At 67.8% G+C, this 22,133-nt stretch carries 19 protein-coding genes; 13 read left to right on the top strand and 6 right to left on the bottom strand.

The features are described 5' to 3' along the window. Window positions 1-309: 309 nt before the first annotated feature. From KY661_RS35650 to KY661_RS35640, 3 genes are all read left to right on the top strand, one after another. Window positions 310-2,967, top strand: a complete 2,658-nt coding sequence (locus KY661_RS35650) for a serine/threonine protein kinase (protein ID WP_225414443.1) — start codon at window positions 310-312, stop codon at window positions 2,965-2,967. A gap of 61 nt (window positions 2,968-3,028) precedes the next feature. After that, complete coding sequence (locus KY661_RS35645) at window positions 3,029-4,399, top strand: KamA family radical SAM protein (RefSeq protein ID WP_225414442.1); 1,371 nt, start codon at window positions 3,029-3,031, stop codon at window positions 4,397-4,399. Beyond that, the gene (locus KY661_RS35640; RefSeq protein WP_225414441.1) at window positions 4,399-5,634 is read left to right on the top strand and encodes a KamA family radical SAM protein; all 1,236 of its coding nucleotides are present in this window, start codon (window positions 4,399-4,401) and stop codon (window positions 5,632-5,634) included. Before KY661_RS35645 ends, KY661_RS35640 begins: the two co-directional genes overlap by 1 nt. Before the next feature lie 3 nt (window positions 5,635-5,637). On the opposite strand, the gene KY661_RS35635 is transcribed toward KY661_RS35640, so the two are convergent. From KY661_RS35635 to KY661_RS35625, 3 genes are all read right to left on the bottom strand, one after another. Continuing rightward, window positions 5,638-6,204, bottom strand: coding sequence for a hypothetical protein (locus KY661_RS35635; RefSeq protein WP_225414440.1), 567 nt, complete (start codon window positions 6,202-6,204; stop codon window positions 5,638-5,640). 75 nt (window positions 6,205-6,279) lie between these two features. Next, complete coding sequence (locus KY661_RS35630) at window positions 6,280-6,606, bottom strand: hypothetical protein (RefSeq protein WP_225414439.1); 327 nt, start codon at window positions 6,604-6,606, stop codon at window positions 6,280-6,282. A 40-nt stretch (window positions 6,607-6,646) separates the two neighbouring features. Beyond that, entirely contained in the window at window positions 6,647-7,186 is a 540-nt protein-coding gene (locus KY661_RS35625) for a hypothetical protein (RefSeq protein WP_225414438.1), read from the bottom strand. A gap of 72 nt (window positions 7,187-7,258) precedes the next feature. Here KY661_RS35625 and KY661_RS35620 point away from each other — a divergent pair, with 72 nt between their 5' ends. The 8 genes from KY661_RS35620 (at window position 7,259) to KY661_RS35585 (ending at window position 17,349) form a co-directional block, all read left to right on the top strand. Further along, on the top strand, window positions 7,259-8,368 hold the full coding sequence (locus KY661_RS35620; RefSeq protein WP_225414437.1) for a SpoIID/LytB domain-containing protein: 1,110 nt from the start codon (window positions 7,259-7,261) through the stop codon (window positions 8,366-8,368). 39 nt (window positions 8,369-8,407) lie between these two features. Next, a complete protein-coding gene (gene queA / locus KY661_RS35615) occupies window positions 8,408-9,493 on the top strand; it encodes a tRNA preQ1(34) S-adenosylmethionine ribosyltransferase-isomerase QueA (protein ID WP_225414436.1) in 1,086 nt (361 codons plus the stop codon). A gap of 5 nt (window positions 9,494-9,498) precedes the next feature. Continuing rightward, a complete protein-coding gene (gene tgt, locus KY661_RS35610; RefSeq protein WP_225414435.1) occupies window positions 9,499-10,677 on the top strand; it encodes a tRNA guanosine(34) transglycosylase Tgt in 1,179 nt (392 codons plus the stop codon). Between the two features lie 158 nt (window positions 10,678-10,835). Continuing rightward, a complete protein-coding gene (gene yajC, locus KY661_RS35605; RefSeq protein WP_075008434.1) occupies window positions 10,836-11,198 on the top strand; it encodes a preprotein translocase subunit YajC in 363 nt (120 codons plus the stop codon). Next, the gene (gene secD / locus KY661_RS35600) at window positions 11,198-12,973 is read left to right on the top strand and encodes a protein translocase subunit SecD (protein WP_225414434.1); all 1,776 of its coding nucleotides are present in this window, start codon (window positions 11,198-11,200) and stop codon (window positions 12,971-12,973) included. Before yajC ends, secD begins: the two co-directional genes overlap by 1 nt. Before the next feature lie 19 nt (window positions 12,974-12,992). Then, complete coding sequence (gene secF, locus KY661_RS35595) at window positions 12,993-14,150, top strand: protein translocase subunit SecF (protein ID WP_225414433.1); 1,158 nt, start codon at window positions 12,993-12,995, stop codon at window positions 14,148-14,150. 109 nt (window positions 14,151-14,259) lie between these two features. Further along, window positions 14,260-15,534: an Hsp70 family protein gene (locus tag KY661_RS35590; RefSeq protein ID WP_075008431.1), complete on the top strand. Its 1,275-nt coding sequence runs from the start codon at window positions 14,260-14,262 to the stop codon at window positions 15,532-15,534. Between the two features lie 87 nt (window positions 15,535-15,621). Then, window positions 15,622-17,349 carry a DUF4832 domain-containing protein gene (locus tag KY661_RS35585; RefSeq protein ID WP_225414432.1) on the top strand — a complete coding sequence of 576 codons (1,728 nt, stop codon included), beginning with the start codon at window positions 15,622-15,624 and terminating at the stop codon, window positions 17,347-17,349. Between the two features lie 8 nt (window positions 17,350-17,357). Here KY661_RS35585 and KY661_RS35580 read toward each other — a convergent pair whose 3' ends face one another. Together KY661_RS35580 and KY661_RS35575 are read right to left on the bottom strand one after the other, a co-directional pair. After that, entirely contained in the window at window positions 17,358-17,840 is a 483-nt protein-coding gene (locus tag KY661_RS35580; RefSeq protein ID WP_225414431.1) for a cupin domain-containing protein, read from the bottom strand. A gap of 184 nt (window positions 17,841-18,024) precedes the next feature. Beyond that, window positions 18,025-18,591: a class I SAM-dependent methyltransferase gene (locus KY661_RS35575; protein WP_225414430.1), complete on the bottom strand. Its 567-nt coding sequence runs from the start codon at window positions 18,589-18,591 to the stop codon at window positions 18,025-18,027. Window positions 18,592-18,759: 168 nt separating this feature from the next. Here KY661_RS35575 and KY661_RS35570 point away from each other — a divergent pair, with 168 nt between their 5' ends. Then, window positions 18,760-19,032, top strand: a complete 273-nt coding sequence (locus KY661_RS35570) for a hypothetical protein (protein WP_225414429.1) — start codon at window positions 18,760-18,762, stop codon at window positions 19,030-19,032. 192 nt (window positions 19,033-19,224) lie between these two features. Further along, window positions 19,225-19,632, top strand: coding sequence for a hypothetical protein (locus KY661_RS35565; protein WP_225414428.1), 408 nt, complete (start codon window positions 19,225-19,227; stop codon window positions 19,630-19,632). Between the two features lie 110 nt (window positions 19,633-19,742). On the opposite strand, the gene KY661_RS35560 is transcribed toward KY661_RS35565, so the two are convergent. After that, entirely contained in the window at window positions 19,743-21,458 is a 1,716-nt protein-coding gene (locus tag KY661_RS35560) for a PA14 domain-containing protein (RefSeq protein WP_225414427.1), read from the bottom strand. Between the last annotated feature and the right edge of the window lie 675 nt (window positions 21,459-22,133).

Below are 22,133 nucleotides of genomic sequence, written 5' to 3'. Positions count from 1 at the left end.
GTAGGTCGCTGCCGGATTCTTTTTTGTACACTGCGCCCCTGGCGCCCTTCACTGGGCCCCAGGGGCGTTTTGTTTTTCGGGCTTGCTTTCTCGCCAGCGGGATGTTCTCGCTTCCGCGAGCACCAGAGCGCCGCCCGGTTGCGCGAAGAGGGCGGGTAAGCGCCTTAAGTTGGCGGATTTTCTAGGCATTTTGGGACGTTGCGTCGTTTGACTCCCCATCTCCGCTCCGACTAGAGTCCGGGGGCTCCGGTCGGCATCCCGCCGCTTCCAGCTGCATCGTCCCTGCCCGGTGCCGGGCGATTCCACGAGATGAAGCGTCCCACTACATTCGGGAAGTACCTGCTGCTTGAGCGCATCAACGTCGGTGGTATGGCGGAGGTGTTCATCGCCAAGGCGTTTGGCGTCGAGGGCTTCGAGCGCTTCCTGGCCATCAAGAAGATCCTCCCCACGATGGCCGAGGACCAGGAATTCATCACGATGTTCATCGATGAGGCGCGGATCAGCGTTCAGCTGAATCACGCCAACGTCGTGCACATCCACGAGCTCGGCAAGTACGAGGACACCTACTTCATCGCGATGGAGTACGTGGCGGGAAGGGATCTCCGTACCATCCTGGAGCGCTATCGCAGGCGCAAGGAGATCATGCCGACCGCTCAGGCGGTCTTCATCGCGTCGAAGATGTGCGAGGGGCTCGATTACGCGCACCGCAAGAAGGATGCGCGCGGGCAGGACCTGTCGATCATTCACCGGGACGTCTCACCCCAGAACATCCTGGTCTCCTACGAAGGAGAGGTGAAGATCATCGACTTTGGCATCGCCAAAGCGACCAACCGCTCTCAGAAGACCCAGGCCGGCATCCTCAAAGGCAAGTTCGGGTACATGAGCCCGGAGCAGGTCCGCGGGATGCCGATCGATCACCGGAGCGACATCTTCGCGGTGGGCGTCATCCTTTACGAGATGCTCACCGGTGAGAAGCTCTTCGTGGGCGAGTCGGACTTCTCCACGCTCGAGAAGGTGCGCAACGCGGACGTTCCGCTGCCTCGCCAGTTCAACCCCAACTGTCCCGCGGGCCTCGAGAAAGTGGTGCTCAAGGCGCTCGCGCGAGAGCCCGACGAGCGCTACCTCTGGGCGTCCGATCTTCAAGAAGACCTGATGCGGTTCCTGCTCGCAGGAGACGCCATCTACTCTTCGAAGCACCTGTCGGCGTTCATGAAGGAGTCCTTCGCCGAGGACATGTTGCGTGAGGCCGAGAAGATGGAGCGCTTTTCCGCCATCGAACGGCCTGACCAGATCGAAGCTTCGGGGGTCACTGCGATCCCGCCTCAGCGGGCTCCTCGCAGGACCTCCCTGGCGACGCCGGTTCCGCACGCGGTGGCCTCCTCGGCGCGCGCCACGCCTGCTCCCTATCGGACGCCTCCTGCCCACGACATTCCTCCTCCTACCGAGGAGGAACTCGCCGAAATGGATGGGGCGTCGGACAAGACCCAGATCGTCGACTCGGCCATGGCCCTCAAGGGTGAGGAAGCCGCGGGCGTGCTCTACGACGACAGCCAGACGGGGAAGAACGCCAACCCCCTGTCGAGTGACGACACCGGACGCTCTCAGAATCCGCTCCAGGACGATGACACCGGAGCGCGGCTGCAGAATTCTTACACCAGCGACGCCACCATGGCGGCGCCCATCCCGACCGCCTCGATTCCCGTGCTGCGGCCCAAGGGCAAGAGCGGTCCCAAGTCCCAGGTCGTCATTGGAGAGGGAGAGCCCGAGAACTTCGGGGGGGCCACCATGATTGGCCCGGCTCCGACGTCTCGCCCCAACGAGGAGGAACTGGACGAGGACCCGGCGTCCACCGTGGCGCTGTCCGGTCACGGCGCCCAGGACGACAGGCTGGACGAGGCCGATGGCCCCTTCGAGGAGGGGCCCGAGCATGAGACGGGCGAGGTTCCCGCGGCTCCTGCCAGGCGTCTTCCCCCTCCGAAACCCGCGGCGCGGGCCCCCCTGCTGCCGGCGAAGCTGCGCGATCCCAGGATCCTCGCGGCGGCGGGCGGTGGGGTGCTCCTCCTGGTCGTGCTTCTTGCGGTGGTCTTCTCTGGCCCCGATACGGGGCAGATCATGTTCCGGGTCGAGCCCGCGGAACGGGCGCAGATCCTCGTGGACGATCAGCCGGTCGTTTCGGGAACCGTCCTCGAGCTGGAGCCGGGAGAGCACAGGGTCGTGGCTCGGGCCCCCGGTTTCGTGCGCAAGGAGATGACGGTGCAAATCGAAGCCGGGCAGAAGCCTTTGCCCGTGCTCCTGAAGTTGCAGCGGGAGGCCGAGGAGAAAAAGCCGCCTACCGAGGTCGCTCAGAAGCCGGAAGCCGTGCCTGCGCCTCCTCCCAAGCCCGAGGAGACGCCCTCGCGGCAGCCCACCCCGCCTCCGGAGCCTCCCAAGCCGGCGACGTTCATGGCGGTCTTCGAGGGCAATAAAGGCGCGGAGATCCTTGTTGATGGAAAACCCGCCGGGCAGACCCCCAACGCCAAGGTCGCGGATCTGGTCGCCGGGAAGACTTATAAATTCGTGGCCAAGATGGTCGGGTACAAGCCCTACGCGGGTGAGTTCGCCTACCAGGGGCAGCCCGAGCAGAAGGTGAGCTTCGCCCTGGAGAAGGAACCCGAGCAGGCCGTGGCCGTCAAGGTGCCCGAGCCCAGGCCGGAGCCCAAGCCCAAGCCGCCGCCGCCCCCCCGGGAGCCCGCCAAGCCCAAGGTGATGGGGAAGTTTGCTTGCAGCACCAAGCCCGCAGGCGCCCGCATCTGGGTGGATGGCAAGGACACGGGCCGGGAAACCCCGGTGGCCATCGGCAACCCGCTGCTCCTGCCCGTGGGCCCTCGGAAGATCGTTTTCAAGCTCAACGGCAAGCAAACCAAGCCGAAGACGGTGATCATCAAGGAGGGGGAGGTCGAGAAGCTCATCAATGAGCCCATTGAATGAGCCCATCGGATGAGCCGGTCAGCCTCACCCCTGCCTTTGTCTGGTTGAGAGGTAACGCGCCATGCAGACGACGCCTGTCCGGGCCCCAAACGAGGCCGGCCCTGCGCAGCAGCCCATTTCCTATCCGACCCGCCGCGAGTTCCTGGAGCCCGACTGGCGCCGGATTCCCGCCTACAAGGACGTCACGTCCGAGGAGTGGGAGAGTGCGCTCTGGCAGCGCAAGCACACCATCAAGAACCTCCGCGAGCTGAAGGCCACGCTTGGGCCCCTGCTTCCCGAGGACCTCGCCGCGAGCATCGAGCGGGACCAGCAGGAGCGCGCGACCATGTCCGTGCTCCTTCCCCCGCAGATGCTCAACACGATGAACCTCGAGGACCTGTGGGGCGACCCGGTCCGCCGCTACATGCTGCCCGCCTTCGCGGACCGGCGCACCGACTGGCCCAACCATCCCCGCGCCAGCCGGGACAGCCTCCATGAGGCCGAGATGTGGGCCGTGGAAGGGCTCACCCACCGCTACCCCACCAAGGTGCTCGCGGAGATGTTGCCCACGTGCCCTCAGTACTGCGGCCACTGCACCCGCATGGACCTGGTCGGCAATGACGTGCCCCAGGTGGAGAAGCACCGCTTCTCCATCGGTCCCAAGGAGCGCTACGAGAAGATGCTGGAGTACCTGCGCCGCACGCCCTCCGTGCGCGACGTGGTCGTCTCCGGCGGCGACATCGCCAACCTGCCCATTCAGCAGCTCGAGCCGTTCGTCAGCTCGCTCATGGACATCCCCAACATCCGGGACATCCGTCTGGCCAGCAAGGGCCTCATGGGCATCCCCCAGCACTTCCTCCAGGACAGCGTCCTCCAGGGGCTGGACCGGCTCGCCAAGAAGGCCGTCGAGCGTGGGGTCGACCTGGCCCTCCACACCCACGTCAACCACGCCCGGCAGCTTACGCCGCTCGTGGGCAAGGCCGTGCGCAAGCTGCTCGACATGGGCTTCCGCGATGTCCGCAACCAGGGCGTGCTGCTGCGCGGCGTGAACGACAGCGCCCCGGCGCTGCTGGACCTGTGCTTCACGCTGCTCGACCACGCGAAGATCCTGCCGTACTACTTTTACATGTGCGACATGATCCCCAACTCGGAGCACTGGCGGCTGTCCGTCGCGCAAGCCCAGACGCTTCAGCACGACATCATGGGCTACATGCCGGGCTTCGCCACGCCCCGCATCGTCTGTGACGTGCCCTTCGTGGGCAAGCGCTGGGTCCACCAGGTCGCCGAGTATGATCGCGAGCGCGGCATCTCGTACTGGACCAAGAACTACCGCACCGGCATCGAAGCGAATGATGCCGAGGCGCTCACCCGCAAGTACGAGTACTACGATCCCATCGACACCCTGCCCGAGGCGGGCCAGGCGTGGTGGCGCGACCAGCCCAAGGCCGCGTGATGGATTCCTTCCTCCCGCCCCGGGAGGCTCCGGCCGTGGGGGCCTCGACATCCCGGGCCGAGCGCCCTCCGGCCAGCGCGGCCGGACGGCGGCGCCTCTTTCCAGACGCCACGGACGCCGAATGGGGTGACTGGCGCTGGCAGCAGCGCCATGCCGTCCGCAGCCTCGCGCAGCTCGAGCGCTACGTGCCGTTGACACCGCAGGAGCGGGCCGGGGTCCTGGAGACCGCGGCCCTGTTCCGCATTGGCATCAGCCCGTACTACCTGTCCCTCATCGATCCCGAGCACCCGTTCTGCCCCGTGCGGATGCAGTCCATTCCGGTGCAGGAGGAGGCGCGCATCCGCCCCGGCGAGCTGGCGGACCCCCTGGGCGAGGACAAGACGCGCCCCGAGGAGGCCATCGTCCACAAGTATCCGGACCGGGTGCTCTTCCTCGCCCTGGATACCTGCTCCGTGTATTGCCGCCACTGCACCCGCCGCCGCATCACCAAGGGCGGCGAGGCGGAGCTCAGCAAGGACCAGATGCGCCGCGGCATCGAGTACATCCGCCAGCACCCCGAGGTGCGCGATGTGCTCATCTCCGGAGGGGACCCGTTCATTCTCAGCGATGGGCGCCTGGAGGAGCTGCTCTCGGCGCTCCATGACATTCCCCATGTGGAGATGATCCGCATCGGGACGCGCGTGCCGGTGTGTCTGCCCATGCGCGTCACGGATGCGCTGGCCCGGACGCTGCGGCGCTACGCCCCCGTGTACGTGGTGACGCACTTCAATCACCCGAAGGAAATCACTCCCGAGGCCAGCGAGGCCTGCCAGCGCCTCGTGGACCATGGGGTGCCCGTCGAGAATCAGGCCGTGCTCATGCGCCGGCTCAACTCGGAGGCGCGCATCATCCAGGAGCTGTCCCACCGGCTGCTGCGCATCCGCGTGCGGCCCTATTACCTCCACCAGATGGATGTCGCGCAGGGGTGCGAGCACCTGCGCACGCCCATCGCCAAGGGCCTGGAAATCATCCAGCAGATGCGGGGCCACACGACCGGCCTGGCCGTGCCGCACCTGGCCGTGGACCTGCCCGGTGGGGGAGGGAAGGTCACGCTCCAGCCCGATTACGTGGTGGAGCGCGGCGAGCGCGAGACGGTCTTCCGCAACTACAAGGGCGAGCGCTACGCGTATCCCGAGCCGGAGGAGACCGACTGCTCGTGCCCGTATGACGAGGTGTGGCGGGCCCAGGCCCGCTGACGCTTACTCCGCAGGCGCTTCCTGCGCGTCCGCCGGGCTGGAGGGGGCTGCTTCCTCCACCGGTGGCTCGGTCTGCTCCAGTCCCAGCTCCCCGGGCGGAAGGCCCTGCTCCACCACGGGCGGGGCGCCTGCCATGGACTCCAGCTCCACCGGGTTCTCCTCGGTGATGCCGTTCTGGATGGGGATCTCTTCTGGCTGGAGCGGCTGATTCTGGGCCTCTCGCGCGGCCTTCTCCTGCGCCTCCAGTTGCTTCGCGGCCTCCTGGACGGCGGCTCGCTCCTCCAGGCTCAGGCGCGCCACCTGGCGGGCGTACTGCTTGTCCGACACGTCGTGCTTTTCGAGCACGGCCGCCACCGCGTTCTGCTGGTCCTGGATGACCTGGCGCCGCTCCTCGGTGGTCATCTCCGAGGGCTTTCGCTTGCCGTAGGCCTCGCTCACCCGCTCCAGCGCAGCCTTCTCATCCCGGCGGATGAGGGCCAGCTTCTCCGGCGTGAGGGCCTCCTGCGCCAGGGCAAGGCCCGGAACGGCGAGCCAGGAGGCCAGCAGCAGCACGGGGGTGGGGCGGGACATGGTGACACCTCGGAGGTTCTCTTCAATCTAGGAGGACGGACCCGGGGGAGCAATCCGCCCGTGTGGCGGTTGCCTTCAGCCTTGCCGACACCGGGTACAGCGGCCGTGGGCCTGGGCGCACTGTTCGCGGGCCTGGACGCAACGCGGCGGGAGGTCTGTCCGGTCCGGTGTTTCCTCCACCCAGGAACACAGGGAATCGGCCAGCCCGCACAGCTCCGAGGAGGCATTGCAGCGCGAGGCACAGGAGGCTTCCTCCGCGTTGGCCTGGAACCGCAGTTCCTCCATCCGGGCTTTCGCGGCATCAATGCGCGCATCGCTTGTGCCCGCGACCCGCTCCACCCGGTTCGGGCAGCCCGTGAGCACCAACGTCACCACCAGCAGGAGAGGGGAGAAAGCGCGCATGGCCCTCCCTTAAAGCGCCCGCTGCCGCCCCGTCCAGCGCTCACCGCGCGGAGGCCGGGGGCCGCGTGGGCCGTTGCGTGGGCTCCGGCGGCCGCGTCCAGTAGAGGTAGGACGCCAGGGCCAGCAGCAGCACCACCGCCCACCGGCGCAGCGTGTCCTCGCGCTGGCGGCGCGGGGAGCGCGCTTCCTCTCGCTCCAGGGCCTCCAGGGTGGCTGCGACCTCCGGTCCCAGGGTGAGCAGCCTCTGGCACAGCGCCACCGTGCCGGCCAGGGCCGGGCTCACGGGGGCCACCTGCCGTCCCAGGGCCGCCGAGAGCTGGCGCGTCCAGGCGGCCTCCTCCTCCGCGTTCACGGGCTCCCGGCCCTGGCCTCCCATCCGGGCCGTCAGCGCGAGGGACTCCCGCAGCAGGTGGGTCGCGATCGCCTCCTGGCTCACCCCGTAGAGCGCGGCGCAGGCCTCCAGCGTCTCCCCGCGCGCCAGGCGCCGCCGCAGCAGGGCTCCCGCGCGGGGAGGCAGGGCCCGAAGGGCCTCGGCGAACGTGGCCGGTGAGAGCTGGGATGCGTCAAAAGCCGTGGCCATGGGTCTTCAGTCTCCCTCATTCACCGGCCGTTTTCTTGAGCCGAGATCCAGGGCTCCTACACTTCGTCTCTTATGTTGCGACCTGTTGCAGTGGTGCTGCTGGGCCTCCTGGTGTCGTCCCCCGCGTTCGCGCTGGAGACGATGCGCATCGCCATGAGCGAGGCGGGAGCGGAGGTGCAGGTGAGCGGCCAGGGCCTCTCCTCCGGTGCGGATACCGAGGAGGCCACCTTCCAGCCGCTCGGCACACGGCAGGCCCTCGTGCGCCGGCGGGGCAAGAAGCTGGAGGTCAACGGCGTCGCCATCGCGGGCAGCTCGGTGCGGTTCCGCGCGGTGGGGGAGACGCCGGGCACCGGGGAGTCCAGCGAGAAGCCCCTCAAGGCGGGCGGCATGGAGGTTCGCGGGGACGTGGTGGTGCGGCTGTACCGGGAAGGGCTCCAGCTCATCAACGTCATCCCCCTGGAGGACTACCTGGCGGCCGTGCTGGGCAGCGAGATGCCCGTCTCCTTTCCGCCCGAGGCGCTCAAGGCCCAGGCGGTGGCGGCCCGCACCTATGCGCTCCAGAAGAAGCTGGAGGCCTACGGGAGCTCCTTCTACCTGGGCAGCAGCGTGCTCCATCAGGTGTATGGCGGCGTCAACCGGGAAGACCCCCGCACCCTGGCCGCCGTGGAGGCCACCCGGGGCGAGGTGCTCACCTACGAGCTGGCCCCCATCGAGGCCTACTTCCATGCCTCCTGCGGCGGGCGGACCGAGTCCGGCCTGGCCGCGCTGCAGCGGGACTTGCCGTATCTCCAGCCCGCCGAGTGCCCCTGTGGCCGGCTGCCCGCCAGCCGCTGGTCCGCCACCATCAGCCGCTCGGAGCTTCAGAGCGCCCTGGGAGGCTCGCCCTCCGGGTTCAAGATTTCGGGCCGCACGGGGACCCGCCGGGCGTCCCGGGTGAGCACCGCGGACGGCATCACCCTGGATGGCCCCCGCTTCCGCCAGCGGCTGGGCTACACGAAGCTCAAGAGCCTGGACTTCGAGGTGGAAGAGACTTCCCACGGCTACCACTTCACCGGGCGTGGGTATGGCCATGGGGCCGGGCTGTGCCAGTGGGGGGCCAAGGCCCTGGCCGATGGTGGGCAGAACTACCGGGACATCCTCTCCCACTACTACCCGGGCACGGACCTGCAGCAGCTCTATTGATGGGTTCCGGGGCGTCCCCCAGGCTGGTACAAGCGCCCCGTGTCGTCCCGTCTCTCCGATTACGACTTCGAGCTGCCCGAGGCGCAGATTGCCCAGACACCCCTGGGCGCGCGCGATGCCTCGCGCCTCATGACCCTCAGCCGGTCCACGCAGGCCTGCGAGCACCGCCGCTTCGCGGACTTGCCCAGCCTGCTGCGGCCGGGCGATGTCCTCGTCGTCAATGACGCGCGCGTCATCCCCGCCCGGTTGCTGGGCGCCAAGGCCGGCACCGGAGGCCGCGTCGAGCTGCTCGTGGTCCGTCCCGCGGCCCCCACGATGACCTCCGCCGCGCTCTCCCAGGCCCCCGAGGCGCTGGAGTGGATCTGCCTGGGGCAGGCCTCCAAGGGCCTCAAGCCCGGGGCGCGGGTGGACTTCAGCGGAGGGCTGACGGCCGAGGTGCTGGAGGGGCTCGGAGGAGGGGAGTACCGGGTGCGCTTCGAGGCCCCGCCCGGCGGCTCCCTCCAGGCCCTGCTCGAACAGGCGGGCCGGCTGCCCTTGCCGCCCTACATCACCCGCGAGCCCGAGGCCGCGGATGCCGAGCGCTACCAGACCCTCTATGCCCGGGCGCCCGGGGCGGTGGCGGCTCCGACCGCGGGGCTGCACTTCTCCGAGGCCATCTTCGCGGCCCTGGCCGAGCGTGGCATCCGCCGGGTGACGGTGACGCTCGACGTGGGGCCCGGCACCTTCCTGCCCGTGCGCGAGGAGGCGCTGGACCGGCACAAGATGCACCCGGAGCGCTACGGCATCCCCGAGGAGACCGCGGCCGAGGTGAACGCCGCGCGCGCCGAGGGCCGCCGGGTGGTGGCGGTGGGCACCACGGTGGTGCGTACGCTCGAATCGGCCACGGACCCGGCCACGGGCCGGCTGCGCGCGGGGACCGGGGAGACGGTGCTCTTCATCCGCCCGGGCTTCGCCTTCCGCCAGGTGGACCTGCTGCTCACCAACTTCCACCTCCCGCGCTCCACGCTGGTCATGCTGGTCAGCGCGCTGCTCGGCCGGGAGCGCACGCTGGCGGCCTACGCGGAAGCCGTGCGCGAGGGGTACCGGTTCTTCTCATATGGCGATGCCATGCTGGTGACGGAGTGAGTGCGATGGGCGAGCCGAAGCAGAAGGGCGATACACGCGTGGCGCCGGGGCTGGTGCGCTTCGAGCTGCTGCACGAGGACCCGGACACGAAGGCCCGGCGCGGCCGGCTGCACACGCCCCATGGGCCCATCGAGACGCCCATCTTCATGCCCGTGGGCACCGTGGGCAGCGTCAAGGGGGTGGGGCCCGATGACCTGCTCACCCTGGAGGCGCAGATCATCCTGGGCAACACGTACCACCTGATGCTGCGGCCCGGTGAGGCGCTGGTGGGGGAGATGGGCGGCCTGCACCGCTTCATCTCCTGGGACCGCCCCATGCTCACCGACAGCGGTGGGTTCCAGGTCTTCAGCCTCTCGGAGAAGCGCAAAATCACCGAGGAGGGGGCTGTCTTCCAATCCCACCTGGATGGCTCGCGCCACATGCTCACCCCCGAGCGCTCCATCGACATTCAGGAGACGCTCGGCGCCGACATCATCATGGCGTTCGACGAGTGCCCGCCGGCCACCTCCGAGCGGCCCTACCTGGAGCAGTCCCTGGCGCGCACCACGCGCTGGCTGCACCGGTGTGCCAAGGCCTGGGGCCGCGAGCGCTCCTCCCTCTTCGGCATCGTCCAGGGCGGCCTGCACGAGGATTTGCGCAAGTCCCACGCCGAGGAGGTGTGCGCGGTGGACCTGCCGGGCTACGCGCTCGGCGGCTACTCAGTGGGCGAGAGCCCCGAGGCGATGCACGCCGGGGTGGCCTTCTCCGCGCCCCTGTTGCCCCGGAACAAGCCCCGCTACCTCATGGGCGTGGGCACCCCGGTGGACCTGGTGACGTGCGTGGCGGCCGGGGTGGACATGTTCGACTGCGTCCTGCCCACCCGGTGTGCGCGCAATGGCCTGCTCTTCACCTCGGAGGGCAAGGTTGTCATCCGCAATGCCGTGTATGCCAAGGACCCACGTCCGGTGGACCCTGCGTGCACCTGCTACACGTGCCGCACCTTCAGCCGGGCCTACCTGCGGCACCTGTTCGTCGCGGGGGAGATTCTGGCCATGCGGCTCAACACGCTGCACAACCTGCACTACTTCCTGGGGTTGATGGGCCAGGTGCGCCGCGCCATCGCCGAGAACCGGTACGCGGTGTTCGTCCGGGAGTTCCGCGCCCAGGCCGCCGCTCAGGAGGCCGAGCGGACCCGCGCCCGCTGAGGGCGGGGGCCCCGGCCGGGTGGGGAACAGGCACATGCTTTGGGCGTTCACTTGCTCACGATAGGGGGCCCCTGCTAAGAGGCGCACCCTTTGGGTCGACCTTTGCCCACATTTGGGCGGGGCTTGAGACCGAACCTTTCCAAGTAACGAGGCGGTACGTGGCACAGAGCTTCCTGATTCTGGCGCAGGCCCCGGGCAGCGGCGCGAGCCCACTGGTCAATCTGGGCTTCATCGGCCTGCTGGTGGCCATCATGTACTTCGTGATGATCCGTCCCCAGCAGAAGCAGATGAAGTCCCACCGCGAGCTGCTGGCGGGGCTGAAGAAGGGCGACGAGGTCGTCACCCAGGGGGGCCTGATTGGCAAGATCCACCTGGTCTCCGACCAGACGGTGACGCTGGAGATCTCCAGCGGGGTGCGCATCCGCGTGCTCAAGCGTTCCGTGTACGCCAAGGGCGCGGTGGCCGATGACGCGGCCCCCGCCGCCGGGGTGAAGCCCGAAGAAAAGAAGGAGGAGAAGTAATGGACCGCGGCTGGTGGTGGAAGTTCGGAATGATTGTCGCGGTGACGCTGGGGACGCTCTGGCTCCTGGTGCCCACCTACTACTCCCTGGCGGTGCTGGACCGCGCGGAGCGCAACAACCTGGCCATCCTCGACGAGCGGCTGCCCGCGTGGGCGCCCCCGGCGAAGTACCGGATCAACCTGGGGCTGGATCTCCAGGGCGGCATCCACATGGTGATGCGGGTGGACACCAAGACGGCGCTCCAGAAGCGCACCGAGCGCCGGGGCCAGCAGATCGTCCGCTACATCACCCAGGACAAGAAGCTGGGCGAGCTGAAGGCGGACTCCAACCCGGAGGCGCTGACGCTGACGCTCACCGCGGCGGACCCGGCCACCATGGACGCCATCGAGAAGGAGGTGCTCGCCACCTTCAACGACTTCACCCGGGTGAGCCGGGAGGGCGCCACGCTGGTGCTGGCCCCGGACGAGAGCCAGACGAGCTTCTTCCGCGGCGAGGCCGTGGACCAGGCCATGCTCGTCATCCGCAACCGCATCGACAAGTGGGGCGTGGCGGAGCTCGACGTGCGCAAGATGGGCACCGACTCCATCCAGATCTCCCTGCCGGGCCGCTCGGACCCGGAGCAGGCCAAGGAGCTGGTGGGCACCACCGCGCAGCTCGAGTTCCGCATGGTGGATGACACCAACCCGGCCTTCTTCCAGCAGATGCACGAGAAGACGCCGCCGCCGGAGAACAGCAACATCATCGTCACCGCCGAGGAGGGCTTCCCGCAGCTGCAGGGCCCCAACCGCGAGGCGATGCTGGCCTACGTGAAGGACCAGACGCCGGAGAACCGCGAGGTGCTCCTGGAGTGCGTGGCCAACCCGGTGAAGAAGAACGAGTGCCTCTCGTACCGCACCTACCTCGTGGAGAAGGACTCCCCGCTGACGGGTGAGAGCCTGTCGAGCGCGGACGCCCGGTTCAGCGAGCTCAACGAGCCGGAGGTGAACATCACCTTCGACGCGGCGGGCGCGCGCGAGTTCGAGCGGCTGACCGAGGCGGGCGTGGGCCGGCGCATGGCCATCATCCTGGACGACTACGTTCAGTCGGCGCCGCGCATCAACGAGAAGATCGCCGGTGGCAGCGCCCGCATCACCATGGGCAACCCCGGTGGCAAGTCGCGTGAGGAGTGGTTCTCCGAGGCGCAGACGCTGGCGCTCGTGCTGAAGGCGGGCGCGCTGCCTGCCCCGGTGACGACGGGCGAGATCCGCCAGGTGGGTGCCTCCATGGGCGACGAGCTCATCCGCAAGGGCAGCCTGGCGGCCATCGTCGGCCTGGCGCTGGTGCTTGCCTTCATGGCGCTCTACTACAAGGGCGCGGGCCTCATCGCGGACGCGGCGCTGCTGCTCAACGGCCTGCTCATCCTGGCGGGCCTGGCCGTCTTCAACGCCACGCTGACGCTGCCGGGCATCGCCGGCTTCGTGCTGACGCTGGGCGTGGCGGTGGATGCCAACGTGCTCATCAACGAGCGCATCCGTGAGGAGCTGAGCCACGGCAAGACGGCGCGCCAGGCGGTGGACCAGGGGTATGACCGGGCGTTCTGGACCATCTTCGACTCGCACGTCACCGCGCTCATCGCCGGCTTCATCCTCTTCGCGACGGGAACGGGGCCCATCCGCGGCTTCGCCACCACGCTCATCGTCGGCCTGATTGCCTCGCTCTTCACGTCCATCGTGGTGACGCGCACCATCACCACCTACTTCGTCCACGGCCGTAACGCGCAGACGGTTTCGGTCTAAGTCCGAGGAAGGGACTGACATGCAGATCATCAAGAACAAGACGAACATCGACTTCATCGGCAAGCGGAAGATCGCCGTCTACATCTCCACGATCGTGAACCTGGCGATCCTGGTGGGGATCGCCGTCTTCGGCTTCAACTTCGGCGTCGACTTCGCGGGCGGCACCGTGGTGGAGCTGAAGTTCAACACCCCCATCTCGGCGGCAGATGTGCGCAAGCGCGCCGAGGCCGGCGGCCTGCACGACGTGTCGGTCCAGGGCATCGGCTCCTCGGACGAGAACACGTTCCTGCTGCGCATGGGCGGCGTCACCCAGCTCACCGAGCAGAACGCGGAGTCCGCGAAGACGGCCCTGGAGGGCCTGGGCTCCGTGAGCAACGTCTACCCGGACCTGGCCAACGGCATCATCAACTTCCGCTCGGCCTCCGCGCTCACCCCGCAGGCCATCAAGGACGCGGTGCAGAAGTCGGGCACGGGCGTGCAGGAAGTGCGCGAGCTGGGCGCGGCGCAGGGCGGCAGCGGCTTCGACTACCAGGTGGTCGCCAGCGGCATGGCGGACAAGGTGTTCTCCGCGCTGAGCCAGGGCCAGGCGTCGCAGGACTTCGAGCAGCGGCGCGTGGACTACGTGGGCCCGCAGGTGGGCAAGCAGCTTCGCAACCGCGGCATCATGGCGCTGGTGTACGCGATGTTCGCCATCCTCGTGTACGTGGCGTTCCGGTTCGACTTCAAGTTCGGCCCCGGCGCGCTGCTGGCCATGCTCCACGACGTGGTGATGGTGGCCGGCTTCTATCTGGTGAGCCGGCGCGAGTTCAACCTCACCTCCATCGCGGCCCTGCTGACCATCGTCGGCTACTCGGTCAACGACACCATCGTCATCTACGACCGCATCCGCGAGGACATGAACAAGTACCAGGGCAAGCCGCTGGCGGAGGTCATCAACATCGCCATCAACGACACCCTGGGCCGCACCATCCTCACCTCTGGCACCACCGCCCTGTCGCTGGTGGGTCTGCTCATCTTCGGCGTGGGCGAGATCTGGGACTTCGCCGTGGCGATGCTCGTCGGCATCCTCGTGGGCTCTTACTCGTCCGTGTACATCGCCAGCCCGCTCACCATCTGGCTGGATGAGCGCGCCGCGGCCCGCGAGCCCAAGGCCCCGATGGACCCGAAGACGGCCTGAGTCCGGACAGTCAAGGGATGTTCTGGGGCCCTCCTCCCTTCGTGGGAGCGAGGGCCCTCGTCTTTCCGCCCCATTGCCTTTCCAGGGGGCGTAGACTCTTTGCCTTCGAATGAACCCGGCGCAGCTCCAAGTCACCGATTGTCCCCTGGACCGGGTCCGGCCCCCAGAGCCCGCCACCCGCTCCCAGGGACCCGTCATCGCCGTGGACCTGGGCACGACGACGTGCCGTGTGGCCGTCCTCAAGGGGGCCCAGGCCGTGTGTGTCCCCTCGGGGCGCGCGGATGGGACGCCCTCGGTGGTGGCGCTGGCCTCCGGCGGGCGCATGGTGACGGGCTCCGCCGCCCGGCAGCAGCAGGCCTCCGTGCCCGCCCTGGCCACCTGGGCCATCAAGGGGCTGCTGGCGGCGCCCTTCGGCGATCCGAAGATGCGGTGGCTGTATGACCAGCTCCGCTGCCAGCTCGTGAAGGGCGACGATGGCCTGCCCGCGGCGGTGCTGGGCAACCGCACCTTCGCCGCGCGGGAGCTGGCCGCGCTGCTGCTCATCGAGGCACGGGAGCGGGCCCAGAACTTCCTGAGCCAGCCCGTCTACCGGGCGGTGCTCACCGTGCCGCCCACGCGCAAGGAGGACCCGCTGCCGCAGACCATGACGGCGGCGGCGGCCCTGGCGGGGCTGCACGTCGAGCGGGTCATCTCCGAGCCCACCGCCGTGGCCCTGGGCGCCTTCCCCCGGCACCCCGGCAAGGCCGAGCGCACCGCCATGGTGTGCGACTGGGGCGGGGGCCACTTCCAGGCCTCGCTCGTGCGCTACTCGGCGCGGCAGTGCCAGGTGCTCGCCACGGAGGGCATTGGCTCGCTGTGCGGCTTCGAGCTGGACAAGCGCGTGCTGGAGCGGCTGCTGCGCATGTTCCCCCAGGGCTACCGGCTGGCGGCGGACCGGACCAACCCCGCGGCCCTCTACCGGATGGCCAGCGCGGCGGAGTTCGCGAAGATCCAGCTCTCGGAGCAGCCGGAGACCCGGATCCGGGTGCCCCTGGCCGCGGTGAACGCCGCGGGGCAGGCCGGCGATTTCGAGGCCGTCCTCACCCGGAAGGACTTGGAGGCCATGGCCAAGCCGCTCATCGACTCGGCGATCCGCCTGTGTGAGCAGGTGCTCGGCCAGAAGACCCTGTTCCCGGGGGACATGGACGAGGTGATTCTCGTGGGAGAGCAGTGCCGGATGCCCCTGTTCCGGGAACGCATCCAGGAGTTCTTCATCCAGGTGCCCATCCGCCTGGACGAGCCGGGCCAGGCCGCGGTCCTGAGCGCCGTGCGCCTGGGGGGCAACTCGACGCCGCCCCCGTCCTCGCCCCCGCGCACCATGACCCCCGTGCCCGGCCGCCGCTAGGGCCCGTGCCCCGGTAAGACTTTTCCCTGTTAAACAGGGAAGACATGCTAAGTCCGCCTCCTCTACCTGCCGTTAGAGGAGCGAACCATGCCTCAACCGTGGCCTTGGATGTCCCTGCTGCTTGCGCTGCTGGCCTCTCCCGCCCAGGCGGCCATCTCCGGGGTGGCGCTGAGCAATGACGCCACCCACGTCACCTACACGTTCCAGCACACCGGGACGCCCACCTTCCGGCGGGCCTACATCGACGTGGACCGGAACGCCGCGACGGGTTACGCGCAGGGAAGCATTGGCGCGGACTACCTGCTGGAGAACGGCTCGCTCTACAAGCACCTGGGGGGCGGGTGGAGCTGGCAGCTCGTCACGGCGGTGACGCACACGGCCACGGGCGGCACGGCCCGCTGGACGGTGGCCCGGGCGGACCTCGGGGAGACCGCCACCCCGAACGACGCGGACCTCGTCTTCCAGATCGAACCGCCGATGGAGACCTCCGCCAAGGCCACCCACGTCTACAGCGGGGGCCCGGCCTCCGGCACGACGACCTGGTACGCGGCGAGCAACGAGACGATTGCCAACCCGGAGCGTGGCTTCTACCGCTACACCAATGACTGCGGCACCACCGACTTCTCCGCCGCCACGCTGAAGGGCTACCGGGATACCCAGAAGATCACCCAGGTGATCTGCGTCTTCTACCTCGGGGAGTTCAAGAACGGCCCCATCAGCCAGGCCCAGCTGGACCGCTTTCAGCGGCAGGCGAACATCGTCCGGTCCGCGGGGCTCAAGATGATCCTCCGCTTCGCGTACACCACCTCGGAGACGGGGGACGATGCCTCCCCGAGCCGGGTGACCGCGCACCTGGATCAGCTGGCGCCGTACCTGAGCGCCAACAGCGATGTCATCTCCGTGGTGCAGACGGGCTTCGTCGGCGCGTGGGGCGAGTGGTACTACACGCAGAACTTCGGCAACTTGGGCGTGGTGTCGCAGGCCGATTGGAACAACCGCAAGGCCGTGGTGGACAAGCTGCTCAGCGTGCTTCCCGCCTCGCGGATGGTTCAGCTCCGGACCCCCAAGCTCAAGCGGACGATGTACGGCACGGCGGCGCTCACCGCCTCGCAGGCGTACAACGGCTCGGCGGTGGCACGCATCGGCCACCACAACGACTGTTTCCTTGCAGGCCCCACCGACTGGGGGACCTACGAGAACACGTCCGTGGAGTACCCTTACCTGTCGGCGGAGACGGCCCACCTGCCCATGGGCGGCGAGACGTGCAACCCCAACCCGCCCCGCTCGGACTGCGCCACCGCGCTGAACGAGATGGCCCTGTTCCACTACTCCTATATGAACGAGGACTATCACGCGTCGGTGATCAACGGCTGGACGTCGGGCGGGTGCAGGCCCGAGATCGACCGCCGGCTCGGGTACCGGTTCTCCCTGGTGTCCGCCACGTTGCCTGCGTCCGCCAGCCGGGGCGGGGCCCTGGCGCTGAGCCTCACCCTCAAGAACGAGGGGTGGGCGGCGCCCTATAACCCCCGGAACGTGGAACTGGTCCTGCGCCACACCTCGAGCGGAGCCCTGTACCGCCTGCCCCTGTCCGGGGATCCGCGCCGGTGGGCGCCCGGCACGAACGTGACGCTCAGCCAGAGCGTCACCCTGCCGTCGGGCATGGCCGCGGGCACCTATGCGCTCCTGCTGAACCTGCCGGATCCGGCCACCGCGCTGAACACGCGGCCGGAGTACGCCATCCAGCTCGCCAACGCGAACGTCTGGGAGGCCAGCACGGGGTTCAACAGCCTCCAGCGAACCGTGAGCGTGCAGTAAGGGGCGCCTCAGCGCGTCCAGTGACGGCCGGGCTCGGTGCGGCGCAGGTGCGCGTCGTACTCGCGGTCCTCGGGGTAGAAGGCGCCATCCACGCCGGGATGGCGCTCCCCGGCGCAGAGCAGCAGGCAGTCCTGAGTGCCGTGGTTCACGAAGCAGTGCGCGATTCCCGTGCCAGATGGGAAGCTGACGGTATGCCCGGCCCGCAGCGGAAGCTCACGGGCCACGGAGGCGCCGGGCTGAATCAGACGCACGTGGCACGTGCCCTCCAGGATGTAGACCAGCTCCTCGGCGTGAGAGTGGGCGTGGGTGAAGCTCGTGCGGCGGCCGGGCGGCAGGCGCTCGAGCCGCAAGCCGAGCCGCTCGCTTCCCGAGGCCCAGCCGAGGTTCCGTCCGAACGAGAGCCTCTCTCCGTCGAAGGGCGCGGGGTAACGCCCTTCCTCTTCCGGGACGTCGTCCACGTGAACGATGAAGCTCTTGGGCAAGGAGATCATGGGCCCAGCCTAGCCCGCCCAAGACGGGGACGGCTCAGCCCTCCCACTGGCGCCGCACCCAGGATCACACGCCCTCCAGGGTCTTGAACGGCGGCCAGCTCGGCATACAGCGTGCGGATCGCATCCCGGCCAATCCCAGCCGTATCGGGCGTGGCCACCACGGGCTGACGGAGGCCAGAGCGCATCATTCGGGCGCCCCCGGGAACATCGCCGTGAGTTCCTTCCAGGACGCTGGACGCGCAAGGATGCAGGACACCGTCGCGGGTTTCATGGGCTGATAGCGCGTCTCTTGAACCGCATAGCCATGTGCCTCGAGGAGCCTCCGGGCCGTCTCCGCGATGGGCCGGGTCTTGGCCTCGGAGGGAGGCTGGTGAAACACATACAAACGGCCGTCCGGCTTGAGCAAGGCCGCCAGGGCATGCAAGGCACGAGAGGGCTCACCCCAGAAGAGGCTGACGTTGAAGGCAAAAGCCTTGTCGTACGGCTTGCCGCCTGCCTGCACCTTCTCGATGGGGGCAGTCAGGAAGACAGCCCGGCCCTCTTCAATGGAGGAGCGATTGCGAGCCGAGGCCTTCTGCACCATCGGCGCGGAGCGATCGATGGCCGTAAGGGTCCCCGTCTGGAGCTTCCCCGCCACCAGCCCCGCCGCGATGCCCGCGCCACAGCCAATCTCCAGGACCCGGTCACCCGGCTGGATGTCCATGAGCTGAAGTGCCCAGAAATACCGTTCGTGGATGTCGAGGGTTGGCATGCTGGGGAGCCATCCTACCTGCACCGGGCGCTTGACCTTGACACCAGTGTCAGGTGCTACGGTCCTGGACAGAGGGCGCTCACCACCCGGGTGGGGGAACTGGCGCCGGAGCGGGTAGGGCGGTTGGTGTACCTGACGGCCTACTGTCCCGTGTGATTGAAGGCGTTCTTGCCCTTCGCGCTCGCGCTCACGCTGGATTTGCCGCTTGGGCTCTGGATTTCCGAGTGCGTGGTGACGCGGGAGCGGTGGGGCCGCATTCCGCGCAGCTACATTCGCTGTACTCTGGATCGCGCCACCACGCCCGCCATCCAGGTTTTGATGATCCGTGAGGCTGCTATTCCGTGTGCCAACATACTCAGTGACAAGATGCTTCGTGTTGCAAATGTCTCGCCCCCCAACGAGGGGGGCGTCCCTGGGCTGACGTGTCACATCCATTTTTGATACGTTAGTGACGCGTCAGTTTTTGTGCTCTTCGCTTTCGTTTGAGCTCCATGCGTGGCGGACTTTCCTCTCAGCCCGCCATGCAGCTTGAGTGGGTATGCTGCTTGCAGTGGCTGTTTGCAGCAGCTGGTTGCAGGAGTTGACCGGCCGCGTTACCGCTGACCTCGCATCCCCAAGCCAGGAGTTCCCATCATGAAGAACGCATTTGCCAGCATCGTCGTCGCCGCCCTCGCCCTTTCCAGCACTGCGTTCGCGGCTGGTAACTACAAGGTGGACGTGAAGACGCCCACGGACGCGAAGAAGGGGGCGCCGGCCTACGTGATGATTCACATCGAGGGGACGAATGGGTTCGGCATGAACATCGACTACCCAGTACAGCTCACGATCACGCCCCCAGCCGGCGTGACGGTCGAGAAGACCACGCAGACCAAGGCGGATGCCCAAAAGTTTACCAAGGCCGGCCTGGACTTCATTGTCAAGATCACTTCGGCGGACGCGGGTCAGAAGGACTTCACTGGCACGCTCAAGTTCGCGGTCACCGATAACAAGAACATGGCCCCCGTCGCCGAGAAGATCAGCTTCACCGTCACCGTGAAGTAGGAAGGCATAAGCGTAAGAAGGATGGGAGGCCTGAGCCTGCCCCGGTTTTTGTGGCTCTCCCGTCCTCCGTGTGGTCGAAGCTGACTGCCCTTCCCGTTTTTCCTATGCTTTCACTGTCCACTCATACCCGGGCCTGGCTTCCAGACCTTCACGTAATCGATGTACGCGGTCCACGCCGTCGAGCCCGTGGAGTTCGCGTCGCCGTACCAGAACGCCGAGGCAGAGCCGTTGATCGCCCAGGTCGAGGCGATGAAGTTCGCCATGCCCACCAGCATCCGCTTGTAGTCTGGGTTGTTGGAGAACGCGGCCGGCAGAGGAATCTCGTTGATCGTATTCGTCGACGGGTCGCCGACCCACATGCGGATGGTGTTGCCGGTACGGCGCGCCGTGTAGACCCACTGCTTGCCGTTCCTGCGGTCGACCGCCGGCCGGATCTCCGACTGCTTGTTGTCCGGGTCCCAATGCCAGGTCGTCATGATGTCGTCGCCGTCGTTGAATGGCAGCTCGACGATGTCGAGTTCCGGCGGCCACGGCGTCCCGCCCCAGCTCTCGGCGATGGGCCACATCAGGAAATACATGCCCGTGCCCAAGCCTGGAGGCAGGTTCGCCTTGAACGACACCTGGTAGTCCGCGTACCCGGGGTGCGCCGGCTTGTTGGCGTTGGAGTCCCACCACGTGCCCTGATCGAGGTAGCAGCCATCCCAGATACCAGAGCCGTCGTTCCGCTTCCTCGCGCGCATCTCGAGGTACCCATTGACCGTCACGCAGTGGCTCTGCGTGTTCATGTACATGACCGTGTGAATCAGCGGCACGTTGGTCTGCCACTGCTTCCACTTGTTCCAGTCGAGCGAGTCGAAATTGTCATCCAGATCGAGGACCCAGCCGGAGGGCGGGGAGGGGACGCCACCCGCGCCCGGGCTACCGCCCGTCAACAGGAGCCAGCTGACGTTGACGGACGCGCTGCCGCCGGCATCGTAGTACTCGACCTTCACGCGGTGCGTGCCGGCTGTGAGCTGGACGTCGCCGGTCAGTGCCGTCGCACCGTGATCGCTCCAATGATTGACGACAAGGTTGCCGTCCACGTAGATGCGGCTGCCGTCGTCGGACGTCGTTGAGAAGCGGTAGGTGCCCGCCTTGGAGAAGTTCCAGTCGCCCTCCCAGCGGACGCTGAAGTTGTCGGCGCCGGCGCCGGTGCCGGGGCTTCCTGTCCCCCAGTTGAAGTTGATGGCGGCATCCTGGCGCTGGAAGGCCTGCACCGTCAGGTTCTTGTCGCTGAAGTAGGTGCCGCGGAAGGCGCCCGACGGGATCGCAAGGCCGCTGCCGGCGGCATCGCCGTAGATATCGAGTTCCTGCACCCACGAGCCGCTCGTGTGGGTGCGATAGCGGACGTAGACGTACCGCGCATGGGTGTCCGGGATATTGCATGCCTGCCACTGGATCTTGCTTCCATCGATGTTGCAGTCATACCAGCCCGTCTGGGACCAGTTGGCGTCGAACAGCTGGACGGCGAAGCCATACGCCTGATCGCCGTAGCTCCGCACCTCCTGGACCTGCTTCAGCGATCCCAGATCGTACCCGACAAATGCCAGGTCGCCGGCACCCCATGCTCCGGAGGAGCTGTCGTCATCGTTGACTTGCCAGGGGTAATTGAATCCACCCTCGTCGATCAGGCTCACGGTCAGCTGAGCGGTGACTGCGCGTTCCGCGGTTCCAGTATCCGCTTGGGCTCCGGTCTCACCTCCCTGGCACGCCAGCGTGAGGAGGATGGGAATGACGAGGCACATTTGAGCGAGCGTGTAGCGGCGAGCACGAGCGCGATGAATCATCTCTATCTCCGTGTGGGGACACAAAGCAGTTATTGCTGCTTTTTCTATTGTTTCCGCATTTGAGCCGGGGGGCAAGCTTCCCGGTGGGGAGTCAACACCGCCCTGGCCGTTGATCACGATTGCCCGCTGGGAGCTGCCGTTCGACGGGTTGCGCGTGCAGGACTCCGGCCCCACTCAGAACAGTGACAGGCCGCGCGGTGTGACCAAGGCGCCGGCACGAGGCTCTCCGGGCGGCCTGGGCCCGCACCGCCGCGACCCAGACGCCCAACCTCGTCCCCGGGGCCCATGAGTACCTCGCGGTAGTTGAGGTTGGGCTCGGACTCCCAGTCCCCCCAGTCGTAGGCGAAGGGCGCCTCCGTGCAGCAGGTCGCGCTGGACCTGGGCTACGAAAGCGCCGGGAGCTTCGTCACGATGTTCCGCAAGGCACTCGGGGCACCACGCCGGGCCGCGATATGAGCGCGCTGCGCCGGACCGCGGAGCCCGGCGACGAGCCGTTGAGGCATCAGAAGGGAAATCCTGCTCCAGCGCCGGGCCTGGCGGCGCATCAACCCCAAGGCGCCGAACAGGCCCACGCCCCACATCGCCAGCGAGGGACCACTGGAAGCAGAGCTGGGCCGCGCCGTCCAGGCTCCACTGCACGGTGGCCGTCTCTTCGCAGTCCGTGGCACCGTCGTA

It is taken from the genome of Allostigmatella hybrida (assembly GCF_020103775.1).
GTDB lineage: Bacteria > Myxococcota > Myxococcia > Myxococcales > Myxococcaceae > Hyalangium > Hyalangium aurantiaca.
The sequence above is the reverse complement of the archived record's forward strand: the minus strand, read 5'-3'. Positions and strand labels throughout refer to the sequence as shown.

Bases quoted from the DNA above. Each gene is read 5' to 3' on its own strand.
- KY661_RS35650 (WP_225414443.1), top strand. From the start codon at position 310: ATGAAGCGTCCCACTACATTCGGGAAGTACCTGCTGCTTGAGCGCATC.
- KY661_RS35580 (WP_225414431.1), bottom strand. From the start codon at position 17,840: ATGATCTCCTTGCCCAAGAGCTTCATCGTTCACGTGGACGACGTCCCG.
- KY661_RS35625 (WP_225414438.1), bottom strand. From the start codon at position 7,186: ATGGCCACGGCTTTTGACGCATCCCAGCTCTCACCGGCCACGTTCGCC.
- KY661_RS35575 (WP_225414430.1), bottom strand. From the start codon at position 18,591: ATGCCAACCCTCGACATCCACGAACGGTATTTCTGGGCACTTCAGCTC.
- KY661_RS35565 (WP_225414428.1), top strand. From the start codon at position 19,225: ATGAAGAACGCATTTGCCAGCATCGTCGTCGCCGCCCTCGCCCTTTCC.
- secF (WP_225414433.1), top strand. From the start codon at position 12,993: ATGCAGATCATCAAGAACAAGACGAACATCGACTTCATCGGCAAGCGG.
- KY661_RS35620 (WP_225414437.1), top strand. From the start codon at position 7,259: ATGTTGCGACCTGTTGCAGTGGTGCTGCTGGGCCTCCTGGTGTCGTCC.
- secD (WP_225414434.1), top strand. From the start codon at position 11,198: ATGGACCGCGGCTGGTGGTGGAAGTTCGGAATGATTGTCGCGGTGACG.
- KY661_RS35635 (WP_225414440.1), bottom strand. From the start codon at position 6,204: ATGTCCCGCCCCACCCCCGTGCTGCTGCTGGCCTCCTGGCTCGCCGTT.
- KY661_RS35590 (WP_075008431.1), top strand. From the start codon at position 14,260: ATGAACCCGGCGCAGCTCCAAGTCACCGATTGTCCCCTGGACCGGGTC.
- KY661_RS35640 (WP_225414441.1), top strand. From the start codon at position 4,399: ATGGATTCCTTCCTCCCGCCCCGGGAGGCTCCGGCCGTGGGGGCCTCG.
- KY661_RS35645 (WP_225414442.1), top strand. From the start codon at position 3,029: ATGCAGACGACGCCTGTCCGGGCCCCAAACGAGGCCGGCCCTGCGCAG.
- tgt (WP_225414435.1), top strand. From the start codon at position 9,499: ATGGGCGAGCCGAAGCAGAAGGGCGATACACGCGTGGCGCCGGGGCTG.
- KY661_RS35560 (WP_225414427.1), bottom strand. From the start codon at position 21,458: ATGATTCATCGCGCTCGTGCTCGCCGCTACACGCTCGCTCAAATGTGC.
- KY661_RS35585 (WP_225414432.1), top strand. From the start codon at position 15,622: ATGCCTCAACCGTGGCCTTGGATGTCCCTGCTGCTTGCGCTGCTGGCC.
- KY661_RS35630 (WP_225414439.1), bottom strand. From the start codon at position 6,606: ATGCGCGCTTTCTCCCCTCTCCTGCTGGTGGTGACGTTGGTGCTCACG.